The sequence below is a fragment of the Coprococcus sp. HPP0074 genome, from assembly GCF_964238105.1.
GTDB classification, from domain to species: Bacteria; Bacillota; Clostridia; order Lachnospirales; family Lachnospiraceae; genus Faecalimonas; species Faecalimonas umbilicata.
The window spans coordinates 39,612-63,931 of sequence record NZ_CAXSKS010000006.1; the positions used below are offsets into that span (position 1 = coordinate 39,612).

A 24,320-nucleotide genomic window follows, 5' to 3' on the forward strand; every position below is an offset into this window, starting at 1 on the left:
ATAAGTACAGGAGGTGATAAGATGGGGGCACAGTTTGAGAGATTCCTTGAAAAATATATTTCCGCATGGTATATACCAGAGATTAAAGTTGTCGATATTATTGAGATCATCATTATTTCGGTATTGGTCTATGAGATTATGGTGTGGATAAAAAATACAAAAGCATGGATGCTGTTGAAGGGAATGCTTGTACTTTGTGCATTCATTCTTGTCGCTGCAATTTTTGAGATGAATACCATTTTGTTCTTGGCGAGCCATGCAATCGATGTGCTGGCGATGGCGGCAGTTGTTGTCTTTCAGCCAGAGCTTCGAAGGGCACTTGAAAAACTCGGAGAGAAAAATATTTTGTCTTCGGTTGTGCCTTTGGATAAGAAGAAAGAGTCTGTCAGATTTAGCACAGAGACTATTGATGGTATTGTCAGAGCATGCTTTGAGATGGGAAAAGTTAAGACAGGAGCGTTGATCGTTGTAGAGAGAGCGATCAAACTGACGGAGTATGAAAGCACAGGGATCCGTTTGGATTGTCTTGTTTCCAGTCAGGTGCTGATCAATATTTTTGAACACAATACACCGCTCCATGATGGTGCGATCATTATCAGAGGAGACAGAATCGTCTCAGCAACCTGTTATCTTCCTCTTTCAGACAATATGAAGTTAAGCAAGGATCTTGGAACAAGACACCGTGCGGCAGTGGGAATGAGCGAAGTGAGCGATGCGCTGATCATTGCAGTATCAGAAGAAACCGGGGCAGTTTCCATTGCGATGGGAGGACGTCTGGAGCGTAATGTACGCCCGGAACGGCTCACAGAGAGATTGCTTGATGTGCAGGATCGTACGGTAGAGCGGAAACGTCTGATTCCATGGAAAGGAAGGCGAAAAGATGAAAGAAAGACTGACAAATAATTTGGGGCTGAAATTCATCGCAGTGTTCTTCACAATAGTTTTGTGGCTTGTTGTTATGAATGTCGAAGATCCGATTGATACACGGACTTTTAAGGGAATTTCTGTTGGAATACGGAATGATGATATTATCACATCCAAAGGGAAGACGTATTCGGTTGTCGGAGAGCAGTCTGTGGAAGTCACGGTTAAGGCAAAAAAATCTATTTTGAGTGATCTGAAGGAACATCCAGAAAAGATAACCGCATATGCAGATATGCAAAATCTGGAAAACAGGGCTTTGATTCCAGTAGAGGTAAGTATCAGCGGATATGAGGATGAGTATGAGGAGGCCTATACCAATCCGAGAAATCTGGAAGTAGAAATTGAGAATTATCTGTCCAAGAGATTTCCTATTGTCGCAGAGACGAGAGGCACTGTGAGAGATGGATATGTGCTCGGACCAGTCACGCCGAATCCGGCTTATATTACAATCCAAGGTGGTGTCAGCGCTATCAATCAGATTAACAAAGTTGTGGCAAAAGCAGACGTGTCGGGGATGTCAAACGATGGAGAAGTTCCGGCAGAATTGATTCTTTATGATGCCGGCGGAGGAGTCATTGATCAGTTCCAGTTTGAAACGAACCTTGGAGAAAAAGGAGTATCTGTTGATGTGGAATTGCTTGATACGAAAAACGTAAAGCTGGATGTACTATATAATGATGCCGTTGCAGAGGGATATGTGGTAGAGGAAGCTTTGATCGAACCGGCTGAGGTACAGATTGCAGGAAGACCGGATGTGTTAAAGGAAATCGATAAGATCACAATACCGGCAGAGGCATTGGAAAATACAGAGATCAGCAGTCGTACGGAAGTTGGAATCGATGTGACGCCATATCTTCCGGAAAATACAAAACTGGTAGATGAGAGTCAGAAAAATATTGCAGTGACGATTTCTGTCAGCGAAGGTGGAAGCAGAAGAATCCATATACCGGTATCTTCGATCATTCCGAGAGAACTGGAAGAGGGACTGAAAGTCAGCTTTGATTCTGAACAGATTGAATTGGCATTTACAGGTTCCGAAGAGAATTTGAAGAAACTTGATGCAAGCAAGATCAATGTCTATATTGATATGAAAGATTATAATACGCCGGGAAAATATCAAGTAGTTCCAGTCGTGGAAGGATATGGAGACTGCCAGTATAAGGGTGAGAAGATCAATATTACAGTCGAAAAGAAAAAGTAAAAAACAGGAGGCAGAGATGATCAGGCAGGTAGTGACAATCAAGAATCCAACCGGGCTTCACTTGAGTCCCGCCGGACTTCTGTGTAAGACGGCAATGCAATTTGAATGCAAGATCACATTTCAGGCGAAAAATTCTACTGGGAATGCAAAGAGTGTTCTGAGTATTTTAGGGGCTTGTGTGAAATCTGGAGATGAGGTAGAATTTATATTTGAAGGTGAAGATGAAGAAGCAGCAGCCCGAGAGATTATAGAGATGATCGAAAGTGGTTTAGGAGAATAAGATAAAAATAGTCGAGATAAATGCTCGACTATTTTTGCAAAAGAAAAGGAGAAGAAAAATGAACAGAGCGACATTGGTAATTATGGCGGCGGGTATTGGAAGTAGATTCGGTGGCGGAATCAAGCAGTTGGAGCCAGTCGGACCAAATGGTGAGATTATCATGGACTATTCGATTGCGGATGCGATGGAGGCAGGTTTTGATAAAGTCGTATTTGTGATTAGAAAGGATCTAGAGAAAGATTTTAAAGAAGTCATTGGAAATCGAATTGAAAAAGTGGTAAATGTAGCGTATGCTTATCAGGAGCGAGAAGATATCCCAGAACAGTATCGCGAACGATTTGCAGAGCGAACAAAGCCGTGGGGAACCGGACAGGCAATTCTTTGCTGTAAGGATGTTGTAAAAGAACCGTTTCTTGTGATAAATGCAGATGATTATTATGGAAAAGAAGCATATGCAGAAGCTTTCGGATATCTGACAGCAGAGAAGGAACAATCAGAAAAGCAAAAGCTGTGTATGGTGGGATTTGTTCTGAAGAACACATTAAGCGAAAATGGCGGTGTGACAAGAGGAATCTGCAAAGTAGACGAACAGGGAATGCTGACAGATATTGTGGAGACACATCAGATTGAAATGGTACCGGAAGGGGCGGCAGTGCGTACAGAGGAAGGAATGCAGCCGATTGATATCGAGTCTCCGGTGTCAATGAACATGTGGGGACTGACTCCAGAATTTTTCCATATTTTAGAAGAAGGCTTTGAGGAGTTCCTTTCTCAAATACCAGAGTCGGATCTGAAAGCAGAATATCTTCTTCCAACGATCATTGGTGAACTGTTAAAAGAGCAGAAGGTGGAAGTAAAAGTGCTGAAATCACATGATAAGTGGTTTGGGGTTACTTACAAAGAAGATAAAGAGGCAGTTGTAGAAGCGATCAGGAGCCTTGTGGCAAATGGGGTATATCCGGAAAAATTATTCGGGTAAGTACTAGATAGAAAGAAAGTAGAAGGCAGAAAATACATGCATACAAAAATAAAAAATACTGTTTGGAAAGGATTGGCAATTTTATTGTCAATCCTTGTAATTGTTTTGAGTGGTTTGGGAATTGTATTGTTCAATGCATCCAGATGGGTGATGGATACGTGGGGGCTGATTACATTTGATGAGATTATTTTTCATCTGAAGGTACCGATGGAGGGAACAAATACGGATATGATATTTGATTTTATCAATCAGTGTCTTCCGGCTGCAATCTTGGTAATGTTATTAGAACTGGCAATTTTTATTGCTTTCAGAAAAAGGAGAAAAAAATATGCTGTAGTTTGCACGGCAGGAATCGTTGGGGCAGTTGTCTTATCGGTGAGTGCGGCAAATTATCTCTGGGTGAATCTGGATATTGGAACATATCTGGAAACACAGGGGAAAGATTCGACATTTATCCAGGATCACTATGTAGATGTGAAAAATACAGAACTCATTTTCCCGGAGCAGAAGAGGAATCTGATCTATATTTTCCTGGAATCTACAGAGGCGACCTTTATGGGAAAAGAAGATGGAGGAGCCTTTGATCAAAATGTGATCCCGGAACTGACGGAGGTTGCAAGAAATAATATTAGTTTTTCCAATTCAGATTTGCTGGCAGGAGGTGCCTATCCGGCATTTGGTTCTACGTGGACGATGGGAGGAATGTTTGCACAGACTTCAGGACTTCCGTTGAAGATTCCGATTGATGGAAATGCGATGTCTAATCAGGATTTATTTATGCCGGCAGTTACAAGTATTGGAGATATCCTGGCAGAGCAGGGATACCGACAGTCACTTCTGATTGGTTCCGATGCGGAGTTTGGCGGAAGAAAAAATTATTTTGAGCAGCATGGAAATTATGAGATGCTGGATTACGGATGGGCGAATGCAAATGGGAAAATTCCGCCGGATTACCGTGTGTGGTGGGGATATGAAGACCAAAAACTGTTTGATATCGCGAAGGAAAAGCTGACAGAGATTTCGATGACAGGGCAGCCGTTTAACTTTACAATGCTGACTGTTGATACACATTTTGAAGATGGATATTATTGTGAAAAATGTCAGCCTGTGACTGAGAATCAATATGCAAATGTATACTTGTGTGCGAGCCATCAGCTTCAGGAATTTCTTACATGGATCCAACAGCAGAGCTTTTATCCGAATACAACGATCGTTCTGTCAGGGGATCACTTGACAATGGACAGTGATTTTTGTTTGAATATTGATCCGTCATATGAAAGAACGGTGTATAATGCGTTTATCAATCCGGCAGTTATGCCAGTACAGACAAAGAACAGACAGTTCACGACGATGGACATGTTTCCGTCTACACTTGCAAGTATGGGTGTGACGATTCAGGGAGAACGTCTGGGACTCGGTACGAATCTGTTTTCAGCAGAACCGACGCTGGCAGAGCAGTACGGAATAGAAACAATCGATGAAGAACTGGTGAAAGAATCAAAATTCTTTGATAATTTTGTCAGTGATATCAAAGTGGAGGGAGAAGAATAATTCATGAGGAGTGTAGTAATAATAGGGAGAAAATCAATTGAGAGAATGCTCGGTCTGCTGTGTATCATCGCGGCAACACTTATTTTTGGAATGTCCGTAAAGGCGGCAGGACCGGAAGAAATTGCGTATGTATATCTGGACGAAGATGTTGTGGGCACATCAGGAGTACAAAATATCGTTGTCGGTTTTCAAAAGGAAGAAATGGTGATTGGGGGTGCCAGATTATTCTATCAAACGGCATCCGGAACTGAGGGTATTGTGGAAGCTGCACAGATTTTAAATAACACCGTTCTCTTTCAGAAGGAGGGGATGGAAGCAATCGGGACCTATCAGATCACAGGAATTGCATATCTTGATGGATCAGGTGCGGAACAGACGATTTTATTTACAGAAAAAGGAATCACAGCTTCTTTTCAAGTAGTGCAGGATGAGGCACTGTTCGTTCCGGAGTCGGGCGCTCAGGTGGAAACTTATTCGATGAATGAGGGAAAGCAGATGGTGCAGGCAGGAGCAGAGACAGCGGAGGCCGCAATTTCAGAAACGCTGGATGAGGCGGGAGTTACTGAGGCAGCTGTCCTAAGTGCCAGAAGTGGAGAGCGAAGAGAAGTAGTTGTTGCAATCGGTGCAGGTCATGATGCAAACCATCCGGGAGCATCTGCAAATGGATTGCGGGAAGAAGTGCTGACATTGAAAGTGGCAAGATACTGCCAGCAGGAATTGTCACAGTATCGTGGGGTCAGAGTTGTAATGATCAGAGAAAGCGAAAGCTGTCCTTATAATTCAACATCAAGCTATTGTCTGAACCAGAGAGTAAAAGATGCAAAAAATGCCGGAGCAGATCTTTATGTAGACCTTCACTTTAACAGTGGTGGAGGAACCGGAGCAGAGATTTACTATCCAAATAAAAACTACCGTCCGGACTTGTCGGAAGAAGGACTCAGTGTGTCAAATAAAATTTTAGAGCAGCTCTCTGCGCTGGGACTTCCAAACCGGGGAGCCAAGATCAAGGACAGTACACTGGCGGGACCGTCCGGGCAGTATCCGGATGGAAGTAAGGCGGATTATTTTACGACAAATGTGCTGGCAAAAGAACTTGGACTGACAGGAATTATTGTAGAGCATGCGTTCCTCGATCATGGATATGATGCGGCAAAACTTCAGGATGAAAACTTCTTGAGACAGTTAGGGATTGCAGATGCGACAGGAATTGCTCAGAAATATGGGCTGGTGAAAGGGAACGAATCAAAGAAGGGGCTGAATCTGAAAGCACATGTACAAGAACTTGGGTGGCAGAGTACTGTGGGAGATGGAGAACTCTGTGGAACAACTGGAAGAGCACTTGGCTTAGAAGCGCTTCAGATGAGCATTGCCGGAATGGAAGGCGTGGGGATTGAGTATAGTGCCCATGTTCGTGACATTGGATGGCAGGGAACCGTCCGTGATGGTGAGACAGCGGGAACAACAGGAAGAAATTTACAGATAGAAGCATTGAAAATTAAATTGACCGGAAGCAACGCAACAAAGTATAATATATATTACCGAGGACATGCCTCCAACATAGGATGGCTTGACTGGGCAAAAGACGGACAGGCAGCGGGAACACAGGGATATGCTTATCAGTTAGAAGCGGTTGAGGTTCGGATTGTACCGGCAGGAAGCGCCGCGCCGGGAGCAACAAATAGGCCGTTTTTAGACAAAACACAGGAACAGCCAGCGGTGACACTTTCTTATCAGGCACATGTTTCTGAGATTGGCTGGCAGAATGCAGTGGGAAGCGGAGTAACTGCGGGAACAGTTGGAAGAGCACTTCCGATAGAAGCGCTCAAAGTGAATTTAAGTGGAATATCGGGCATTCAGTATCGTGCACATGTCTCTGAGATTGGTTGGCAGAGTAATGTGACAAATGGAAAGATGTCAGGAACAACCGGAAGAGCACTTCCGATGGAAGCATTGGAGATGAAACTGGCTGGCAATGCGGCTGCGAAGTATGATATTTATTACAGGACGCATTGTAGAGATTTTGGATGGCTTGCGTGGACAAAAAATGGTGGAAAGTCAGGGAGTGCAGGGTATGCAAAATCTATAGAGGCAGTAGAAATCCAATTGATTCCAAAAGGACAGGCGGGTCCGTCTACATCAGGTACAGCTTTTAAAGAGCGATAAAAGTAAAATCCATTAGATAGGAGGTAATATGAAAAAAACAAAAAGAAAAGTTGCGGCATTTTTGTTGGCTGTGGGGATGAGTCTGACGAGTATTCCTATGTCGGCATATGCACAAGAGGTGCAGGAACCATCTAATCAGGAACAGGAAAGTCAAGAGGTTGTTCAGGAAGAAAAGGAAGAACAGGCAGAATCTGTTGAAGAGCAGGAGACAGTCGAGTTTCAGGGAGAAAATCCGGAAAGTAATCAAACTATTACGAGTATGGATCTTGATGGAAATGTTACAGAAGTTGTAATCGAAGATGGAACAGTAGATAGTTACGCTGCAGAAAAGGCAAGGATTGGGGGAGGACAGATTGTCAACTTCAATACAGGAAGCGGTGGTGTGACAGAATATGTAGAAGAGGGGACAAACACTTCAGGATATACACATGGATCGTATGGAGCGGATGCCGCTTACCTTGGGACAAGCGGCGGGAAAGTAAGATTTATGCTGTCTGGGGTTATTGGCCTTGTAGATGCCAATAAAGTTCAGGTTGTCAGTGCAGCAGCAGCACAATCTGTAAGTTATTATGCTGTCACAGGAGGAAGACTGATTCATTATATTACGATAAATGTAAATAAAAGTTCCTATGCGAGTGTACTCGATAATGGGGCGGCTCCGTCTTATTTGTCAGAGGGCACAAAGTATTACAGCTATGATGGACATTACTTTTATCCAGAATCAGCATTTCAACAGATGTTGGAGGATTATAAAAATGGAAACCGAAGCAGATCGGTAAATGCAAGTGCGCCATATTACAATTATTATCAATATCTTCCGTTTCGAAGCACAACGAATTATGGAAGTGATCTGAATGCGATGATTAATGCGAGGGTAACTGCAAGTTCAAAAATGAGAGATCTGGGAAATTCGTTTATCAATGCGCAGAATACATATGGAATCAATGCATTGATTGCTGTTGGAGTAGCAGCCAATGAAAGTGCATGGGGATCCAGCTGGATTGCACAGAATAAAAATAACTTATTCGGTCTGAATGCGATTGATACTTCGCCAGGACAGAGCGCAAATTATTTTGCCAGTCCGACACAGTGTGTCAATGAATTCACAGAGACATTTCTTTCAAAAGGATATATGAATCCACAGGATTGGCGTTATTTTGGAGGATTTCTAGGAAACAAAGCGAGCGGAGTGAATGTAAAATATGCCTCCGATCCGTACTGGGGTGAGAAAGCTGCAAATGTAGCCTGGAGTTTAGATAAGGCAAATGGTAACAGAGATGCGGGGAAATATACAATTGGAGTCAAAGATACGCTCAGTAATCAGCATACAGATCTGAATGTGAGACAGGAGAGAAGCGCTTCTGCAACAAAAGTATATTCCACCGGCACACAGTCCAGCCATGCGTTTATTCTACTCGAACAAAATCCAACATCCGGCTTTTATAAAATTCAGTCAGATCCAGTATTAAATGGGAGCAGAAGCGGAATTCATTCCGGAAGTGGTCGGTATGACTTTACAAACATGTATGCTTATGTAAGCAGCGATTATATTACAAAAGTTTCTATCGGAAACGGGGATTCAGGAAACAGTAATTCTGGTAATGGAAATTCTGGAGGCAACAATGGAGGAACATCAGTGGATCCCGTGTCAGTGCCGGAGGCTCTGAAAAATGTGATCAGTTACTCAGCTCATGTACAAGATATCGGTTGGCAGGATGCGGTATCAAATGGTGTGATGGCAGGAACAAACGGAAGAAATCTTCCGATGGAAGCGATTAAAATTCAGACAAGCGGTGTGGCAGGGCTAGGTGTGAAATACAGTACACATACGAGAGATTTGGGATGGCTTGAATATGTGAGTGACGGAAGTGTTGGAGGAATAACGGGACAGGCGAAGCCGATCGAAGCTATTAAAATTGAACTTACAGGAGAAAAAGCGGCAGATTATGATATTTACTACCGGGTTCATGTACAAAATTTTGGATGGCTTGATTGGGCGGATAATGGTACCGCTGCAGGAAGTCAAGGATATGCTTATCATATAGAAGCGATTCAAATCGCAGTGCTTCCAAAATGGAGTAGTGCACCAGGGAAAACAGATACTCCGTTTCAAGTGAAATCCGTAGATCTTCAGTACCGTGCACATGTATCTGAAATTGGGTGGCAGGAGTATGTCGGAAATGGAACACTTGCAGGAACGGTAGGTAAAAATCTTCCGGTAGAGGCTCTTCAGATTGCAGTGAAAAATGCGGGCAATTTAGGAATAAAGTACAGTGCTCATGTAAGAGATATTGGATGGCAGGATTACGTAAAAGACGGCCAGACGGCAGGAACAACGGGAAGAGCACTCTCAGTGGAAGCTCTTAAGATTCAATTGACCGGATCGGCAGCGGCTAATTATGATATTTACTACAGAACACATGTGCAAAATCTTGGCTGGCTCGATTGGGCGAAAAATGGAGCAGCATCAGGAAGCGCAGGGTATGCATACCATGTGGAATCTCTTCAGATTATTATTATGCCAAAAGGAAGTGCTGCACCAGGGAAGACGGCGAATGCTTTTCAAGAGAAAGGGATGGAAATACAATATCAATCACATGTACAAGACATCGGCTGGCAGAACTGGGTAAAAAATGGCGAGTTGAGTGGCACGACCGGACAGGCAAAAGCGATTGAAGCAATGCATATTTCCCTTGTAAATGCAACAGCAGGAGGAAATATAGAGTACCGTGCACATGTGCAGGATATTGGATGGCAAGGTTGGGTGAAAAATGGAGCGCAGACCGGTACAACCGGAAGGGCACTTCCGATGGAAGCGGTGAATATTCGCCTGACAGGAGCGTTGTCAGAAAAATATGACATTTATTACAGAACGCATTGTAGAGATTTTGGATGGCTTGGCTGGGCGAAAAATGGCGAGTCAGCAGGATCAGAAGGGTATGCAAAAAATATAGAAGCTATAGAGATCAAACTGGTCAAAAAAGGAGAGCAGGGACCATCAAGCGGTGGAACTGCCTTTAAAAAGAAATAAAAGCAAAAAAATGGCGGTGAATATCCGTCATTTTTTGTTGTGATTCTTTATTGAGAATCAATGAAAACAATGGTATAATAACTTGTTAGTGTAGAAAAGATTAAAAAAATGGAGAAAAAATGAAGAAAACAATCATTCAAAAGATATTTATCTCAGATGAGACAACTACAAAAAGTAATTTTTTGTGGAATACGATTGGAACGGGAATGTTGGCCGCAGCTACTATGCTTTTTACTGTGATTGTGGCACATCTGTCAGGAGAGAAAGCAGGAGGGCTGTTTTCTTTTGCACTTACAATCGGACAATGGATTGGAACAATTGCATATTTTGAACTCAGAACATTTCAGGTAACCGATGTTGCAAGAAGGCACTCGTACGCTGAATATTTTTATGCAAAAGTTTTCTGTTGTATACTGGCGGTGCTGGCAGGAGGCGGTTATATAATGCTCCGTGGAGGAACAGTGGAGAAGGCTTTCTTTATCTTTCTGCTTTGCATTTATAAAATTTTGGATGGATATTCAGATCTGTACGAAGGAGAACTTCAGAGGTATGGTCGGATTGACGTTGCAGGGAAATTGTTGTTCTGGAGAGTTGCCGGAGGAATTTTGATTCTGACTGCAGGGATTTTACTTACACAAAATCTGACCGTGGCGGTTATTGCCATGATTGTATATTCTTTATTGATGATTTTTGTTGTAAATGAAAAAGCACTTAGAGTTTTTGAAAAAGGGAAGCTGACATTTAGGAAAAAAGAAGTAGGGACTGTCTTGATAGAATGTCTTCCTCTATTTCTCAGCAGTTTTTTGAACACTTATGTATACAGTGCTTCAAGAATGTCCGTGGATAAAGTGCTGGATGCAAGGTATCAGTTGTATTATGCGGCAATCTTTATGCCGGTAATGATCATTAATCTATTTAGCACATTTGTTTTTAAACCGTTGCTTTCCGTTATGGCAGAAGACTATGAACAGAAGAGAAAAAGACAGTTTTTTCTCATGATTGTTAAAGTGTGTGCAATTATTGTTGCAGTTACGGTAGTCTGTGAGATAGGTGCTTATTTGCTAGGAATTCCGGTATTGTCTATTTTATATGGCATCAATTTGGGAGCATATAAAATTGATCTGTTGATTCTGCTTCTTGCAGGTGGGATTAATGCATTGGCATTTTTTATGTATTATATTTTGACTATTATGAGAAAACAAAAATATGCGTTGATTGGTTATGGAATGGAAGCGGTGGCAGCATTTGTCATTTCGGATTGGTTAGTCAGAAAGTATGCAATCAGAGGAGCAAGTGTGAGTTATCTGATAGCGGTAACCGTTTTATTGACAATCTTTGTGCTATTTATGATCTATAATATATGGAGAGGGAAAAAGGAAAATGGAAAATAAACATACATTTGCTATTTGTGCATATAAAGAAAGTAGTTTTTTGGAAGAATGTATCAAGTCTTTAAAGAACCAGTCGATTGAGAGTGAAATATTTATTATAACATCAACTCCTAACAGTTATATTGACAGAACAGCGGAGAAATATGGAATTCCTGTATATGTGAATACCGGAGAAGCTGGAATTGTTCAGGACTGGAATTTTGCTTATAAAAAGGCGCAGACAGAATTTGTGACAATTACTCATCAGGACGATGTGTATTTTGAAAAATATGCGGAACATGTAGTGAGAGAATTTGAAAAATCTTCAAAGCCATTGATTTTCTTTACAGACTATGCAGAAATGCGTAATGGAGAAAAAGTGACGGATAACAGACTGCTCCGAATAAAACGCCTCATGCTTCTGCCCTTAAAAGTGAAAGTGTTTAGAAAAAGTAGATTTGTGAGAAGAAGAATCTTGTCGTTAGGTTCTCCAATCTGCTGTCCATCGGTTGCTTTTGCGAAGAAAAATCTGCCGGAAACAGTATTCAAGCCGGGATTTGCTTCGGATGAAGACTGGGAGGCATGGGAATACATATCCAGATTCAAAGGTGAATTTATATATGACAAAGAAATATTGGTAGGACATAGAATTCATGAAGAATCCGAAACATCAAAAATCTTAGGGAACAATGCGAGAAATAAAGAAGACTATACGATGTTCTGCAAATTTTGGCCAAAGCCGATTGCCAAAATATTGGCAAGGTGGTATGCGGAAAGTGAAAAGTCAAATGAGTTGTCGTAATGTGGATGGGAGAACATATGAAAAAATTAATTATTATTCCAGCTTATAATGAGCAGGAAAGTATAAAGAAGACAGTCGAAGATATTATAAAAAATGCACCGGAGTTTGACTATATTGTAATCAATGATTGCTCTACTGATAGGACAAAAGAAATTTGTGAGACAGAAAAGTTTAATGTTGTGCATTTACCTGTGAATTTGGGAATTGGGGGTGCGGTTCAGACAGGGTACTTATATGCCGCAAGAAATGGATATGATATTGCTGTCCAAGTAGATGGAGATGGGCAGCATGATCCAAAGTTTTTAAGTAAAATGGCAGAGTTTATAGAAGCTGAACATGCAGATATGGTAATTGGCTCTCGATTTATTAATAAAGAAGGGTTTCAGTCATCAGGGGCAAGGCGTGTAGGAATTAAATATTTTACAATGTTAATAAAGTTACTTACAGGAGCAAAGATAACAGACCCAACGTCGGGGTTGCGGATGGTAAACAGAGAGATAATAGAATTTTTTGCGGAAGAATACCCAAAAGATTATCCGGAACCTGAAAGTGTTGTAGCTATTTTGAGAAGAAAGAAAAAAGTGTTAGAGTTACCTGTAATTATGAGAGAAAGAAGTGGGGGAGTGTCTTCTATCTCAATGAAAAAATCAGTGTATTATATGATAAAAGTATCACTTGCAATTTTGATTGAAAGGATTAGAAAATAGGAGGAGAAAAATGGATATCAAAATACAGTTGATTGTAGTGGTTATCATTGCTATTGCAATGGGAATTGTGGTTATGATGATTAGAAATAAGCAATTAGAGTTAAGATATGCCTTATCGTGGTTTGTGCTTGGTGTAGGGATACTTATTCTTGATTGTTTTCCAGATTTAATTACAGAATTGTCTGAAATTATGGGAATAGGAACACCGATTAATATGCTATTCTTCTTTGGATTTTGTTTTTCCTTAATGGTTATATTTGTTCTGACTGTTGTTGTATCAAAACTTACAGTGAAAGTAAAGAGACTTGCACAAGAAATTGCACTAATGGAAAATAAAGGTGAAATAGATGGAAAATAGAAAAAAAGGAAGTAAAATAATTGTAGCTTTTTTTGTGGCGATTTTGCTGTCGTTGGCAATTTCTACATTTATAACAAGCCATATGTGGGAAAGTGCTTCTATCATAATCGCATTAAGAGATATGAGAAAACAGATTATGTTAAATCGAGCGATTGTGCTAAGTCCAATTATCTTTTTTATAGAGCTTCATTTCGTAGTTGATATAAATACACTGTATACAAAAATATTTCGATATAGATGGATTTTGGGAGGAATAGTCTTAGTATTTCTTGTTATAAACAAATATAATGGGGATTCATTGGCTTGTTATAATTATATTCAACCTAATTTTCAAACAGAATTGGGGAAGCCATTTATTGGAGAGGAGAGATATATACGATCAGATGAGTACAGAGTGAATTCGCCTTCAGTATTATCATCGGGGAAAGGAGAAAATCCATACGGTCAGTATACAGATATCGCACGAGGAACAAAAACAGTAAACGGTGTATATGGGGTTAGTGCTAGATTAGGAACAGTTGCACAGGCGCCATGGAAATTAGTATTTCTTATATTGCCATTAGAATATGCCTTCAGTTTTTATTGGTATTTTCCTATTATTTTAGCATTCCTTGTAACGATTGAATTGTTTATGATTATTTCGAGAAAGAATGCACTGGTTTCTACGATGGGAGCATTTTTAGTTGTATCTTCAGCTTTTTGGCTTTGGTGGAGCTTTCCATTCATATTCATAGCAGGAGAGGCTAGTATCATATGTACATATTATCTTTTGGAATCTAAAGTGGTATGGAAGAAAATTTTATTTGCAATTGGATTTTCATTAGCGTTTAGTAATTTTGTGGTAAACTTGTATCCAGCATGGCAAGTCCCACTTGGATATTTGTTTTTAGTGATTGCTATATGGGTGATTCGAGAAAAATGGGATGAAATAAAGGCGTTAAATTGGAAACAGTGGGGAATCATAATAATAAGTATTCTAGTATCTATTGGACTAATTTTTTCCTATTTTTTTGATAATATTGAATATATACAAGCGATTATGCAAACGGCATACCCAGGAGATAGAAGACAGAGTGGTGGATTTAGTATTAATAAAGTGTTTTATTATGTCCAGTCACTATTTTATGCTTATAAGGATGTGGGAAATGCGTCAGAAGCAGGTGTGTTTTTTAGTTTTTTCCCAATCCCCACATTAGTAGCAGGATATTGTTGGATAAAATCAAAAAAGAAAGATTGGCTTGTAGGAGGGCTTTTGCTGATTAGTATTCCTATGCTTATATATACAACTGTAGGATTGCCTGCAACTATAGCTAATATTACATTGTTAAGTTATAGTATGCCAGAAAGAGTAGTTGATATTATAGGATATATACAAATATATTTTATTGTAATTCTAATGTCTCGTTATGCAAAAAAGAGAAAATTTTCAATAGGCACAGCAAGTATTATTGCTATAGCTGTAGCTGGTAGCGCAGTATTCTTTTCAAAACAAAGCTATCCAGAATATTTATCTGGGTGGTCACTGCTGATAATGGTGTGTATCATTAGTGCGGGAGGTATAGTTCTATTATCTAATTTTAAGAGAACTATAAGCAAAATTTTTTGTATAGGAATGATTATAATATCGGTTATTACTGGTATTTATATCAGACCTATTTCAAAAGGTTTGGATACCATTTATGAAAAACCAGTAGCTCAGCAAATAGAAAAAATTACGAAAAAAGATCCAGATGCTAAATGGATTGCTCTCGACGGGACAGGAAACGCTTCTTTTATAACTATGTGTGGAGCTAAAACTATAAATTTTGTGAATTTTTATCCTAATATGGAACTTTGGGAAAAATTAGATGTAAATCACAATTACCAGAGAATTTACAATAGATATGCGCATATCGATATTGACTTTGTAGAGGGAGTAACAAGATTTCAAGAAGTTAGCCCAGATGCAATTCGAATAAAATTGGCATACAGTGATATAGAAAAGACAGAGGTTAAATATGTTTTTTCACAAGTCCCGGTAGAAAGTAATGAGAAGATAGAATTTTCAGAAATATATGGTGAAGATGGATGCTGGATTTATGAAGTGATTTATAAATCGCAAGGATAAATAAGGAAAAAAACTTGAATATAGGATGTTATGTGAGTATAATGACTATAAGAAAGTTTGAAGATGGAGGATAACTATGAGAACATATTTAGTAACAGGTGGAGCAGGATTCATTGGTTCAAATTACATTCATTACATGTTTAAGAAGTATGACAATGAAATTCGGATCATTAATGTTGACAAGCTTACTTATGCAGGAAATCTTGAAAATTTGAAAGATGTAGAAGATAGAGAAAATTATACATTTGTAAAAGCAGATATTTGCGATGCAGAAGCAATCAATAAGATTTTTGAGGAGAATGATATTGACCGCGTTGTACATTTTGCGGCAGAGAGTCATGTTGACAGAAGTATTAAGAATCCAGATGTGTTTGTAAAAACAAATGTACTTGGAACATTAGTGATGCTCAATGCGGCAAAGGCTGCATGGGAGTTAGAAGATGGAACATTCAAAGAAGATAAAAAGTTCCTTCATGTATCTACAGATGAGGTATATGGATCACTGGAAGAAGAAGGAGAATATTTCTACGAGACAACTCCTTATGATCCACACAGCCCATATTCAGCAAGTAAAGCATCTTCTGATATGCTTGTGAAATCTTATATGGATACTTATAAATTCCCTGCAAATATTACGAATTGCAGCAATAACTATGGACCTTATCAGTTTCCAGAAAAGTTGATTCCACTTATCATCAATAATGCCCTTCAAGGGAAACCACTTCCTGTATATGGAGATGGAAAAAATGTCAGAGACTGGTTATATGTAGAGGATCATGCGAAGGGAATCGATATGGTTCAGGAAAAAGGAAGATTATTCGAGACATATAATATCGGTGGACACAATGAGAAGCAGAATATCGAGATTATTCATATTATTCTTGATACACTTCAGGAGATGCTTCCGGAAGGTGATCCGAGAAAAGAACTTGTCAGTGAAAATTTGATCACATATGTGACAGATAGAAAAGGTCATGATAGAAGATATGCGATTGCTCCGGATAAAATTAAGAAGGAAGTAGGCTGGGTTCCGGATACTATGTTTGCAGAGGGAATCAAACTTACGATCAAGTGGTTCTTTGAAAATGAGGACTGGATGAAAAATGTCACAAGCGGTGACTATCAGAAATATTATGAAGAAATGTATAAATAAGAATTAAAAGACCGTACTTTTGTATGCAGATGATAGTATACAAAAGTACGGTTTTTAAGTAAATTAAAAATTTTTCCTGAGTTTATTTAATGCGTGACGAAGAGGAGCAGTAATTTTCCATGAAGTAGAATTAGTAATGGTATTGAGTGATGAGGATAAATAAGTCACCTGCTCCTGAAGTTTTTTCAAATGACTCTCGCATTGTTGAAGCTCTTCTGTCAATGATTGGATTTTATCTGTGTGATGTTTCGCATTTAATAAAGCGGTTTGAACAAATGAGTCACAGAAAATGTGTTGGTTACTGAGTGCATAGTAGGAAATTGGAGTAAAGTGATAGGAAGCTTCAAGAACTTCAGCAGTTTTTGGACAGGCTAACAGTTCTCCGAGTTTCATGATTCCAAGAATTGGATTTTGTTTTCCACCATATTTGCAATCGCAAAGTAAAAAGGCCTGTTCGCAGAGAAGTTCTTCCGGAGTAGCTGCGTGAGGATTACGAAAATAAGAGTGAAAAGTGCGTACAAATAATTCGGTATCCATATTTTCAAAAAAGTGGTTGCGGATCAGTAAATATTCATTTAAGTATCTGGTTGTATCAGATTCTGTGGTGGAACTTGTATTTAAAGTGGAGGAGGATAAAAATCGTCGCATGATAGTCAGATTTTCCTCTATAACAAAAATAGGATATTTTTGGGCAATGCGGATCCAGTAATCAAAGTCGTGAGCTTGTCGGTAAGCCGGATTGAAGTCTCCGATTTCTTTTTGGATTTCGGTTTTCATAAGCACGGAAGGATGAGAAAGGCAGTTTCCGTGAATGAAGAAAAATTCCAGCCAGTGTTCTTGACAGGATGGATGGCTACCGTTGAATAAGTTGTAAAGCTCTCGTTCAGAATCGTTGATACTATTTCCATGTTCGTCAATTAAATCCGTCCATGAAAAGCAAATATTACAATCTGGCGTTTTTTGCATGAAGTCTAGCTGCTTTTGCAGTTTGTTGGGATACCAAAGATCGTCGCTGTCGATTCTCGCAAGATATTCACCAGTCACTTTTTGAAAACCAAAGTTGGTAGCGTGACAAATATGTTGATTTTTTTCTAAAAAATAATATTCGATGCGGGGATCCCTACTGGCATAATCTTTTATGATTGTCTGGGAACAATCAGTAGAACCATCATCAACTATAATAAATTGGATGTTTTGATAAGTCTGCGATAAGACACTTTCAATTGTTAGTGAGAGATGGGCTGCATGATTGTAGTTTATCATTAAAACACTTATTTTTGGATAAAACATAGAGAACCTCCTAATTTCATATTGATGTCAGCGTATCACGGTCTGACAAATTTGTAAAGAGAGCATAGGCGGGGAAGAAGAGAAGAAGAGGATTCTTGGAAGAATTTCAGAATCTTAAAGAAATGTGAAAAATATCTCAAAGATTGAAAAAGACAGAAGGAAGTGCTATAATACAACGTGACTTAATGTGCAGTTGCCAAAAACTACATCATGTCGGAAACCGAAAAGTTAGAAATGTGTATATAAAAAGTAGGAGGTACTTAAAATGAAAGGTATTATTTTAGCAGGTGGTTCAGGGACAAGATTATATCCACTGACAAAAGCAGTGTCAAAGCAGATCATGCCGGTCTATGATAAGCCGATGATCTATTATCCGTTATCCATTTTGATGCTGGCTGGAATTCGGGAGATTCTTGTAATTTCTACACCGAGAGATCTTCCGGTATTTGAGGAGTTACTTGGAACAGGAGAGGATTTAGGATTGAAGATGTCCTATGCGGTTCAGGAAAGTCCTAGAGGATTGGCAGATGCATTTATCATTGGAGAGGAATTTATTGGAAATGATAGTGTAGCTCTGATTTTAGGAGATAATATTTTCTATGGACAGAGTTTTTCGAAAATTTTACGAGAGGTGGCTTCACGGGAGTCCGGAGCAACAATTTTTGGATATTATGTAAGAGATCCGAGAGAGTATGGTGTAGTAGAATTTGATGAAAATGGAAAAGCGCTTTCGATTGAAGAAAAGCCGGAACATCCAAAATCAAATTATGCAGTACCAGGATTATATTTCTATGACAATGATGTTGTGGAAATTGCGAAGAATGTAAAGCCGTCTGCGCGTGGGGAAATTGAGATTACAAGTGTCAACAATGCATATCTTCAGAGAGGAGATTTGCGTGTAGAAACTTTGGGACGCGGTTTTGCGTGGTTGGATACTGGAAATCATGATGCACTTTTAGATGCGGCAGATTTTGTAGCAGCATTCCAAAAACGTCAGGGATTGTATATTTCGTGTATCGAAGAGATAGCATATAAGAGAGGATTCATTGACAAAGAGCAGTTGATCAAACTTGCACAGCCGTTATTGAAGACTGCATATGGAAAGTATCTGATGGAAGTGGCAGAAGGATTATAAGATTCGTCTGTAAATAAAAAGAAAGAAGGAAATTTCAATGGGAAAAATTACAGTAGAAACATGTGAAATTGAAGGACTGAAAGTGATTACTCCTACAGTATTTGGAGATGAACGTGGATATTTTATGGAAACATATAATTACAATGATTATAAAGAAGCGGGAATCGATATGGAGTTTGTTCAGGACAATCAGTCAAGCTCTAAGAAGGGAGTATTAAGAGGATTGCATTTTCAGATTAATTTTCCGCAAGATAAGCTTGTGCGCGTAGTGAGCGGAGAAGTATTTGATGTCGCGGTTGACTTAAGAGAAGGATCCAAGACATACGGACAGTGGTATGGTGTGTTACTTTCTGCTGAAAATAAGAAGCAGTTTTTCATTCCGAAAGATTTTGCACATGGATTTTTAGTTCTTTCTGATACAGCAGAGTTTGCATACAAATGTACTGATTTTTATCATCCAAATGACGAGGGCGGACTTGCATGGAATGACCCGGATATCGGGATTCAGTGGCCGATTCCGGAAGGAATGGAACTGACCATTTCTGAAAAGGATCAAAAATGGACAGGGATCAAGACGCTAAAGAAAGACAAGTAATTGGAGGATAAACTGTGTCAGTATATATACAGAATTTTTTGAAATTCCGACCACTTTTGATGGAGTTGGTCACAAGAGATATTAAGACAAAGTACAGACGTTCTATTTTAGGTGTATTGTGGACACTTTTGAACCCGTTACTCATGATGCTTGTATTGTCGGTCGTATTTTCGCATATTTTCAAATTTCAGGTGGAAAATTATCCGCTATACATTTTAAGCGGACAAGTTGTGTTTAACTTTTTTTCAGAGTCAACATCAAGTGCGATGTCATCGATCATCAATAATGCACCTTTGATCAAAAAGGTGTATATTCCGAAATACTTATTTACACTTTCCAGAGTTGCATCGAGTGTTGTCAATGTGATGGCTTCTTTCTGTGCGCTTATTGTTGTAATGGTATTTTCTGGTATTGAATTAAACTTTACTGTATTGCTTCTTGTTGTTCCAATGGGGATACTGATTATTTTTTCAACGGGGATTGGTCTGCTTTTGGCAACAGTAGCCGTAAAATTCAGAGATATCATCCATTTATATGGGGTATTGATTACTGCATTAACTTATTTGACACCGGTTATTTATCCGATTTCTATCTTGCCGGCAAAAATACGTTTCTTCGTAGAATTAAATCCGCTGACAGGAATTTTAAATATGTTTAGAAATCTAATGTTCTATAACACGCTTCCGACAGTGGGACAGCTTTTGACAAGTGTTACCATTGCAATCGGCACATTCCTACTTGGATTGTTCGTATTTTACAAGAATCAGGATAAATTTATTCTTAATATTTAGGAGAGAAAATATGTCGGAAATTATGGTAGAAGTTTCAAATGTTTCTGTAAAATTTCATCTATCACGGGAACGGATTGACAGTATCAAAGAGTATATTATTAAAAAAATTAAAAACCAGATTGAGTATGATGAGTTTATGGCGCTTCAGGATGTCAGCCTTACTGTGGAAAAAGGAGAGTCTGTTGCGCTGATCGGTTTAAATGGCTGTGGGAAAAGTACACTTTTAAAAACAGTTGCTGGTGTTTTAAAGCCGTTTAAGGGAAGTGTGAGAGTTTATGGAACGGTAGCGCCGCTGATAGAATTGGGGGCAGGATTTGACCATGATCTTACAGCAAGAGAAAATGTGTTTTTAAATGGAGCAATCCTTGGATACGATCGTAAGTCTATGGAAAAACACTATGAGGATATTGTGGAATTTTCAGAACTGAGAGATTTTATGGATGTGCCGATCAAAAACTTTTCCTCAGGAATGTTGGCAAGACTGGCATTTGCGATTGCAACGATTGGTACACCGGATATTTTGATTGTAGATGAAGTGCTCTCTGTTGGAGATTTTCGTTTCCAACAAAAGTGTGAGAAGCGTATCCAACAAATGATGAAGAAGGATACATCGATTTTATTTGTTTCTCACAGTATTGATCAGGTGAAGAAACTGTGTACAAAAACAGTGTGGATTGAAAAAGGAAAGGTCAAAATGATCGGACCGACAGAGGAAGTCTGTGCTCTTTATGAACAGGCATACTAAAAGAAGAACAGAAGTGAGGTTTATTATGAAAAGAATAGTAAAAACAATCATCATGATACTTCTGATGGTAGCTGTCGGTGCAGTTCATGCATATGGGCAGTGGAAGCAGCCGGTATATGATACAACGGTAGATGCAGCCGAATATCAGAATGTGGGTGAGATTAGCGGGACAGCAAAGATTGAGCAGGAATTTACGGCAGAGTATAACGGAATGAATGGGCTGTTTGTTCGCACATCTACATGGGGACGAGTGAACGATAGCAAGATGACGTATGAGCTTGTCAATATAAAAGATGATTCGGTAATCGCAGAAGGAGTACTGAAAGTTTCTGAAGTGACAGACAATGATTACAAAGAGATTACTTTTCCAGAGGTGAAAGAAAGTAAGGGAGAAGAGTATCGCTTTACAATTGCAGCAGATGGAATCAACAACGGAGAAGGAATCAGTATTTTTACGACGAAGAAGGCAGAGAGTGCAGAAGTGCTGAAAGTAAGTGGAAAGGAACAGGATCAGGCACTTGTAATGAAAGTGCAGGCAAAAGAATTTAATTGGGAAGATTTTATTGTTCTGATCGGATTACAACTCTATGTCGTTGGCTTCGTGAAGTTGTTGTACAGATTTTTGAAATAGAAGGCAGATTGGAGGAAGCATGCAGTATAAAAGTTGTATTGACGTAATAAAATACCGGATAAAACCTGAAGAAGCTTATATAAGGATTAATGGATGGGCATTTGAAAAAAATGGACAGCCATTAGAAATAATTACTGAGATCAATGGGAAGGTAGTTCCAAACAGATTAAAGAAAATCAAGCGTCCGGATGTGGCAGAAAAGTTTAAAAAGATGAAAGTAGATAAGATGTGTGGATTTCATATAAAAGTTTATGTGGATCCTCAAAAGGACATCGAAGATTTTCGATTTTATCTCCAGTCTGGGAAAGAAAAAAAACTTATCAAAAAGCTTGACAAGAAGGAAATAGAAGAGATTATTGATCGTAGCACGATTTCACACAATGTAGAGCAATATTACATTGATCGTGAAAAAATTGTGGTATCTGGATGGGCATTTTCCAATGCAAAAACAGGAAAAATGAAAATTCAGGTGTTTGATAATACTGAGACTGAAAAGAAAGTAGTACTTCAGGTCTTAAATCGTACTGATTTGATAGAAGCAGGATTTGTTTCCAAGGAAAATTGTAGATGTGGATTTCATTTAGAATTTCCATATGAGAGAGAAAAAAGATACAAGTTGCGTTTGTCAGATGGAATAAATGCAATTAATGTCTATTTAGAACCGCAGAAACTGTTAAAAAAGCAGAGAATCAAATCAACAGTTGGTTTTATTAAACAGGGAATTAAAAAAACAAATCCAAGAACCGTAAAGAAAGTGGTCAAATATATTCGTGTCAATGGTGTCAGAGGATTAAAAGCTTATATCATACAGGGAGTCAACCGAACAGAAAAGTCGTATGCGGAGTGGTTTACAGAAAATCTGCCATCTAGAGAAGAATTGGATCAGCAGAGAAAAACTGTTTTTGATAAACAGCCTAAAATCAGCATTATTGTACCGACTTACCGGACACCGGAAGTGTTTTTAAGAGAGATGATTGATTCTGTTGTGAATCAGACTTATGGAAACTGGGAACTTTGCATTGCAGATGGCAGTGAAGGGGATCCGGTTGTAGAAGCAATTCTGGAGGACTATACAAAGAAGGATTCAAGAATTAAGTATCGTTTATTAGAGAAGAATCTCGGAATTGCAGATAATACAAATGCTGCATTAGAATTGGCAACGGGAGATTATATTGGATTGTTTGATCATGATGACATTTTGGCAGAAAATGCATTATATGAGATTGTCAATGCCCTGCAGGAAGATGATTATGATATTTTGTATACTGATGAGGATAAGATCAGTGGAGATGGGAGAGAACACAATGATCCGAATTTTAAACCGGATTTCAGCATGGATCTTTTCCGGTCCCACAACTATATCACACACTTTTTTGTAGTAAAGCATTCCATCATGAACAAAATCGAGGGATTCCGGTCAGAATATGATGGATCGCAGGATTATGATCTGATGTTTAGATGTATTGAAAATTCAGAAAAAATCAAACATATTCCTATGATTCTTTACCATTGGAGAATTCATCAAAATTCAGTAGCAGGTGATCCGGCAAGTAAAATGTATGCATATGATGCAGGAAAACGCGCAATCGAGGCTCACTTAAAGCGGATGAATATTGCGGCAAGTGTAGAGCACCAAGGGCTGTGGGGAATGTATCATGTGAAATATGAGACACCAGGAAACCCACTGATTTCTATTGTGATTCCAAACAAAGATCACACTAAGGATCTTGATGTCTGTATTCGATCTATTCAGGAGAAGAGCAGTTATCGAAATTTTGAGATGATTGTGGTAGAAAATAATAGTACAGAGAAAGAAACTTTTTCTTATTACGAAAAGATTCAGGAAGAATTTGAAAATGTAAAAGTAGTTACATGGGAAGGCAGCTTCAATTATTCTGCGATCAATAACTTCGGGGTGAAGTATACAAACGGTGAATATTTGTTGTTTTTAAACAATGATACGGAAATGATTTCAGAGCATGCATTAGAGGAAATGCTGGGATGTTGTATGCGAGAAGAAGTGGGAGCTGTTGGTGCTAAACTTTTATATGAAGATGATACGGTGCAACATGCAGGTGTTGTTGTAGGTTTTGGAGGATATGCAGGTCATGTCAATACAGGAATTGGCAGGGATGACTATGGCTACATGGTAAGAGCGATGATCAATTGTAATTACAGTGCTGTGACAGCGGCATGTATGTTGACCAAAAAAGAGTTGTTCTTACAAGTAGGCGGCTTTGATGAACAGTTTGTAGTTGCATGTAATGATGTGGATTATTGCCTTCAGCTCCGCTCGTTGGATAAGCTGATCGTCTATAATGCGTTTGCAGAATGGTATCATTACGAATCGAAGTCAAGAGGATATGAAGATACACCTGAAAAGCTGGCACGGTTTGAAAATGAAGTGAAAAAATTCCAAAAGAAATGGCCGGAGATATTGGAAAAAGGGGATCCATTCTATAATCCTAATTTCCCTGTCACACAGGCACCATTTACTTTGGGGTAAA

At 39.1% G+C, this 24,320-nt stretch carries 20 protein-coding genes; 19 read left to right on the forward strand and 1 reads right to left on the reverse strand.

Annotation, left to right across the window (positions count from 1 at the left end; genetic code table 11):
• The first annotated feature begins 21 nt into the window (after positions 1–21).
• The 13 genes from cdaA to rfbB all read left to right on the forward strand — a co-directional run bounded on the left by cdaA (position 22) and on the right by rfbB (position 16,626).
• Complete coding sequence (cdaA, locus tag ACESPO_RS08710) at positions 22–903, forward strand: diadenylate cyclase CdaA (protein ID WP_008976514.1); 882 nt, start codon at positions 22–24, stop codon at positions 901–903.
• Complete coding sequence (locus ACESPO_RS08715; protein WP_499788688.1) at positions 881–2,125, forward strand: CdaR family protein; 1,245 nt, start codon at positions 881–883, stop codon at positions 2,123–2,125. Before cdaA ends, ACESPO_RS08715 begins: the two co-directional genes overlap by 23 nt.
• Before the next feature lie 16 nt (positions 2,126–2,141).
• Positions 2,142–2,405, forward strand: coding sequence for an HPr family phosphocarrier protein (locus ACESPO_RS08720; RefSeq protein WP_009262977.1), 264 nt, complete (start codon positions 2,142–2,144; stop codon positions 2,403–2,405).
• Positions 2,406–2,463: 58 nt separating this feature from the next.
• On the forward strand, positions 2,464–3,384 hold the full coding sequence (locus ACESPO_RS08725; protein WP_117576761.1) for a nucleotidyltransferase family protein: 921 nt from the start codon (positions 2,464–2,466) through the stop codon (positions 3,382–3,384).
• Positions 3,385–3,420: 36 nt separating this feature from the next.
• Entirely contained in the window at positions 3,421–4,935 is a 1,515-nt protein-coding gene (locus ACESPO_RS08730; protein ID WP_117501179.1) for an LTA synthase family protein, read from the forward strand.
• A 3-nt stretch (positions 4,936–4,938) separates the two neighbouring features.
• Positions 4,939–7,098 carry an N-acetylmuramoyl-L-alanine amidase gene (locus tag ACESPO_RS08735; protein ID WP_336304679.1) on the forward strand — a complete coding sequence of 720 codons (2,160 nt, stop codon included), beginning with the start codon at positions 4,939–4,941 and terminating at the stop codon, positions 7,096–7,098.
• Between the two features lie 28 nt (positions 7,099–7,126).
• Positions 7,127–10,129: a glucosaminidase domain-containing protein gene (locus ACESPO_RS08740; RefSeq protein ID WP_336304680.1), complete on the forward strand. Its 3,003-nt coding sequence runs from the start codon at positions 7,127–7,129 to the stop codon at positions 10,127–10,129.
• 119 nt (positions 10,130–10,248) lie between these two features.
• Positions 10,249–11,520: a lipopolysaccharide biosynthesis protein gene (locus tag ACESPO_RS08745; RefSeq protein WP_120091333.1), complete on the forward strand. Its 1,272-nt coding sequence runs from the start codon at positions 10,249–10,251 to the stop codon at positions 11,518–11,520.
• Positions 11,510–12,301: a glycosyltransferase family 2 protein gene (locus tag ACESPO_RS08750; protein WP_117576757.1), complete on the forward strand. Its 792-nt coding sequence runs from the start codon at positions 11,510–11,512 to the stop codon at positions 12,299–12,301. Before ACESPO_RS08745 ends, ACESPO_RS08750 begins: the two co-directional genes overlap by 11 nt.
• Positions 12,302–12,318: 17 nt before the next feature.
• Positions 12,319–13,008: a glycosyltransferase family 2 protein gene (locus tag ACESPO_RS08755; protein WP_120091331.1), complete on the forward strand. Its 690-nt coding sequence runs from the start codon at positions 12,319–12,321 to the stop codon at positions 13,006–13,008.
• Positions 13,009–13,018: 10 nt separating this feature from the next.
• A complete protein-coding gene (locus tag ACESPO_RS08760; RefSeq protein WP_120091329.1) occupies positions 13,019–13,366 on the forward strand; it encodes a DUF2304 domain-containing protein in 348 nt (115 codons plus the stop codon).
• Entirely contained in the window at positions 13,356–15,473 is a 2,118-nt protein-coding gene (locus ACESPO_RS08765) for a DUF7657 domain-containing protein (protein ID WP_336304681.1), read from the forward strand. Before ACESPO_RS08760 ends, ACESPO_RS08765 begins: the two co-directional genes overlap by 11 nt.
• 76 nt (positions 15,474–15,549) lie before the next feature.
• The gene (gene rfbB / locus ACESPO_RS08770; protein ID WP_008976501.1) at positions 15,550–16,626 is read left to right on the forward strand and encodes a dTDP-glucose 4,6-dehydratase; all 1,077 of its coding nucleotides are present in this window, start codon (positions 15,550–15,552) and stop codon (positions 16,624–16,626) included.
• A gap of 63 nt (positions 16,627–16,689) precedes the next feature.
• Here the strand turns inward: rfbB and ACESPO_RS08775 are convergent, their stop codons facing one another.
• On the reverse strand, positions 16,690–17,916 hold the full coding sequence (locus ACESPO_RS08775; protein ID WP_120091323.1) for a glycosyltransferase: 1,227 nt from the start codon (positions 17,914–17,916) through the stop codon (positions 16,690–16,692).
• A 265-nt stretch (positions 17,917–18,181) separates the two neighbouring features.
• Here ACESPO_RS08775 and rfbA point away from each other — a divergent pair, with 265 nt between their 5' ends.
• The 6 genes from rfbA to ACESPO_RS08805 are packed head-to-tail and all read left to right on the forward strand — an operon-like array spanning position 18,182 to position 24,319.
• Positions 18,182–19,051, forward strand: a complete 870-nt coding sequence (rfbA, locus tag ACESPO_RS08780) for a glucose-1-phosphate thymidylyltransferase RfbA (RefSeq protein WP_008976498.1) — start codon at positions 18,182–18,184, stop codon at positions 19,049–19,051.
• Positions 19,052–19,088: 37 nt separating this feature from the next.
• Positions 19,089–19,646, forward strand: coding sequence for a dTDP-4-dehydrorhamnose 3,5-epimerase (rfbC, locus tag ACESPO_RS08785; RefSeq protein WP_008976497.1), 558 nt, complete (start codon positions 19,089–19,091; stop codon positions 19,644–19,646).
• 14 nt (positions 19,647–19,660) lie between these two features.
• Complete coding sequence (locus ACESPO_RS08790) at positions 19,661–20,437, forward strand: ABC transporter permease (RefSeq protein WP_008976496.1); 777 nt, start codon at positions 19,661–19,663, stop codon at positions 20,435–20,437.
• A gap of 10 nt (positions 20,438–20,447) precedes the next feature.
• The gene (locus ACESPO_RS08795; protein ID WP_016439999.1) at positions 20,448–21,182 is read left to right on the forward strand and encodes an ABC transporter ATP-binding protein; all 735 of its coding nucleotides are present in this window, start codon (positions 20,448–20,450) and stop codon (positions 21,180–21,182) included.
• A 25-nt stretch (positions 21,183–21,207) separates the two neighbouring features.
• A complete protein-coding gene (locus tag ACESPO_RS08800) occupies positions 21,208–21,813 on the forward strand; it encodes a hypothetical protein (RefSeq protein WP_499788689.1) in 606 nt (201 codons plus the stop codon).
• Positions 21,814–21,832: 19 nt separating this feature from the next.
• On the forward strand, positions 21,833–24,319 hold the full coding sequence (locus tag ACESPO_RS08805; protein WP_390109634.1) for a glycosyltransferase family 2 protein: 2,487 nt from the start codon (positions 21,833–21,835) through the stop codon (positions 24,317–24,319).
• The last annotated feature ends 1 nt before the right edge of the window (position 24,320 follow it).

Bases quoted from the DNA above. Each gene is read 5' to 3' on its own strand.
- cdaA (WP_008976514.1), top strand. From the start codon at position 22: ATGGGGGCACAGTTTGAGAGATTCCTTGAAAAATATATTTCCGCATGG.
- ACESPO_RS08715 (WP_499788688.1), top strand. From the start codon at position 881: ATGAAAGAAAGACTGACAAATAATTTGGGGCTGAAATTCATCGCAGTG.
- ACESPO_RS08720 (WP_009262977.1), top strand. From the start codon at position 2,142: ATGATCAGGCAGGTAGTGACAATCAAGAATCCAACCGGGCTTCACTTG.
- ACESPO_RS08725 (WP_117576761.1), top strand. From the start codon at position 2,464: ATGAACAGAGCGACATTGGTAATTATGGCGGCGGGTATTGGAAGTAGA.
- ACESPO_RS08730 (WP_117501179.1), top strand. From the start codon at position 3,421: ATGCATACAAAAATAAAAAATACTGTTTGGAAAGGATTGGCAATTTTA.
- ACESPO_RS08735 (WP_336304679.1), top strand. From the start codon at position 4,939: ATGAGGAGTGTAGTAATAATAGGGAGAAAATCAATTGAGAGAATGCTC.
- ACESPO_RS08740 (WP_336304680.1), top strand. From the start codon at position 7,127: ATGAAAAAAACAAAAAGAAAAGTTGCGGCATTTTTGTTGGCTGTGGGG.
- ACESPO_RS08745 (WP_120091333.1), top strand. From the start codon at position 10,249: ATGAAGAAAACAATCATTCAAAAGATATTTATCTCAGATGAGACAACT.
- ACESPO_RS08750 (WP_117576757.1), top strand. From the start codon at position 11,510: ATGGAAAATAAACATACATTTGCTATTTGTGCATATAAAGAAAGTAGT.
- ACESPO_RS08755 (WP_120091331.1), top strand. From the start codon at position 12,319: ATGAAAAAATTAATTATTATTCCAGCTTATAATGAGCAGGAAAGTATA.
- ACESPO_RS08760 (WP_120091329.1), top strand. From the start codon at position 13,019: ATGGATATCAAAATACAGTTGATTGTAGTGGTTATCATTGCTATTGCA.
- ACESPO_RS08765 (WP_336304681.1), top strand. From the start codon at position 13,356: ATGGAAAATAGAAAAAAAGGAAGTAAAATAATTGTAGCTTTTTTTGTG.
- rfbB (WP_008976501.1), top strand. From the start codon at position 15,550: ATGAGAACATATTTAGTAACAGGTGGAGCAGGATTCATTGGTTCAAAT.
- ACESPO_RS08775 (WP_120091323.1), bottom strand. From the start codon at position 17,916: ATGTTTTATCCAAAAATAAGTGTTTTAATGATAAACTACAATCATGCA.
- rfbA (WP_008976498.1), top strand. From the start codon at position 18,182: ATGAAAGGTATTATTTTAGCAGGTGGTTCAGGGACAAGATTATATCCA.
- rfbC (WP_008976497.1), top strand. From the start codon at position 19,089: ATGGGAAAAATTACAGTAGAAACATGTGAAATTGAAGGACTGAAAGTG.
- ACESPO_RS08795 (WP_016439999.1), top strand. From the start codon at position 20,448: ATGTCGGAAATTATGGTAGAAGTTTCAAATGTTTCTGTAAAATTTCAT.
- ACESPO_RS08800 (WP_499788689.1), top strand. From the start codon at position 21,208: ATGAAAAGAATAGTAAAAACAATCATCATGATACTTCTGATGGTAGCT.
- ACESPO_RS08805 (WP_390109634.1), top strand. From the start codon at position 21,833: ATGCAGTATAAAAGTTGTATTGACGTAATAAAATACCGGATAAAACCT.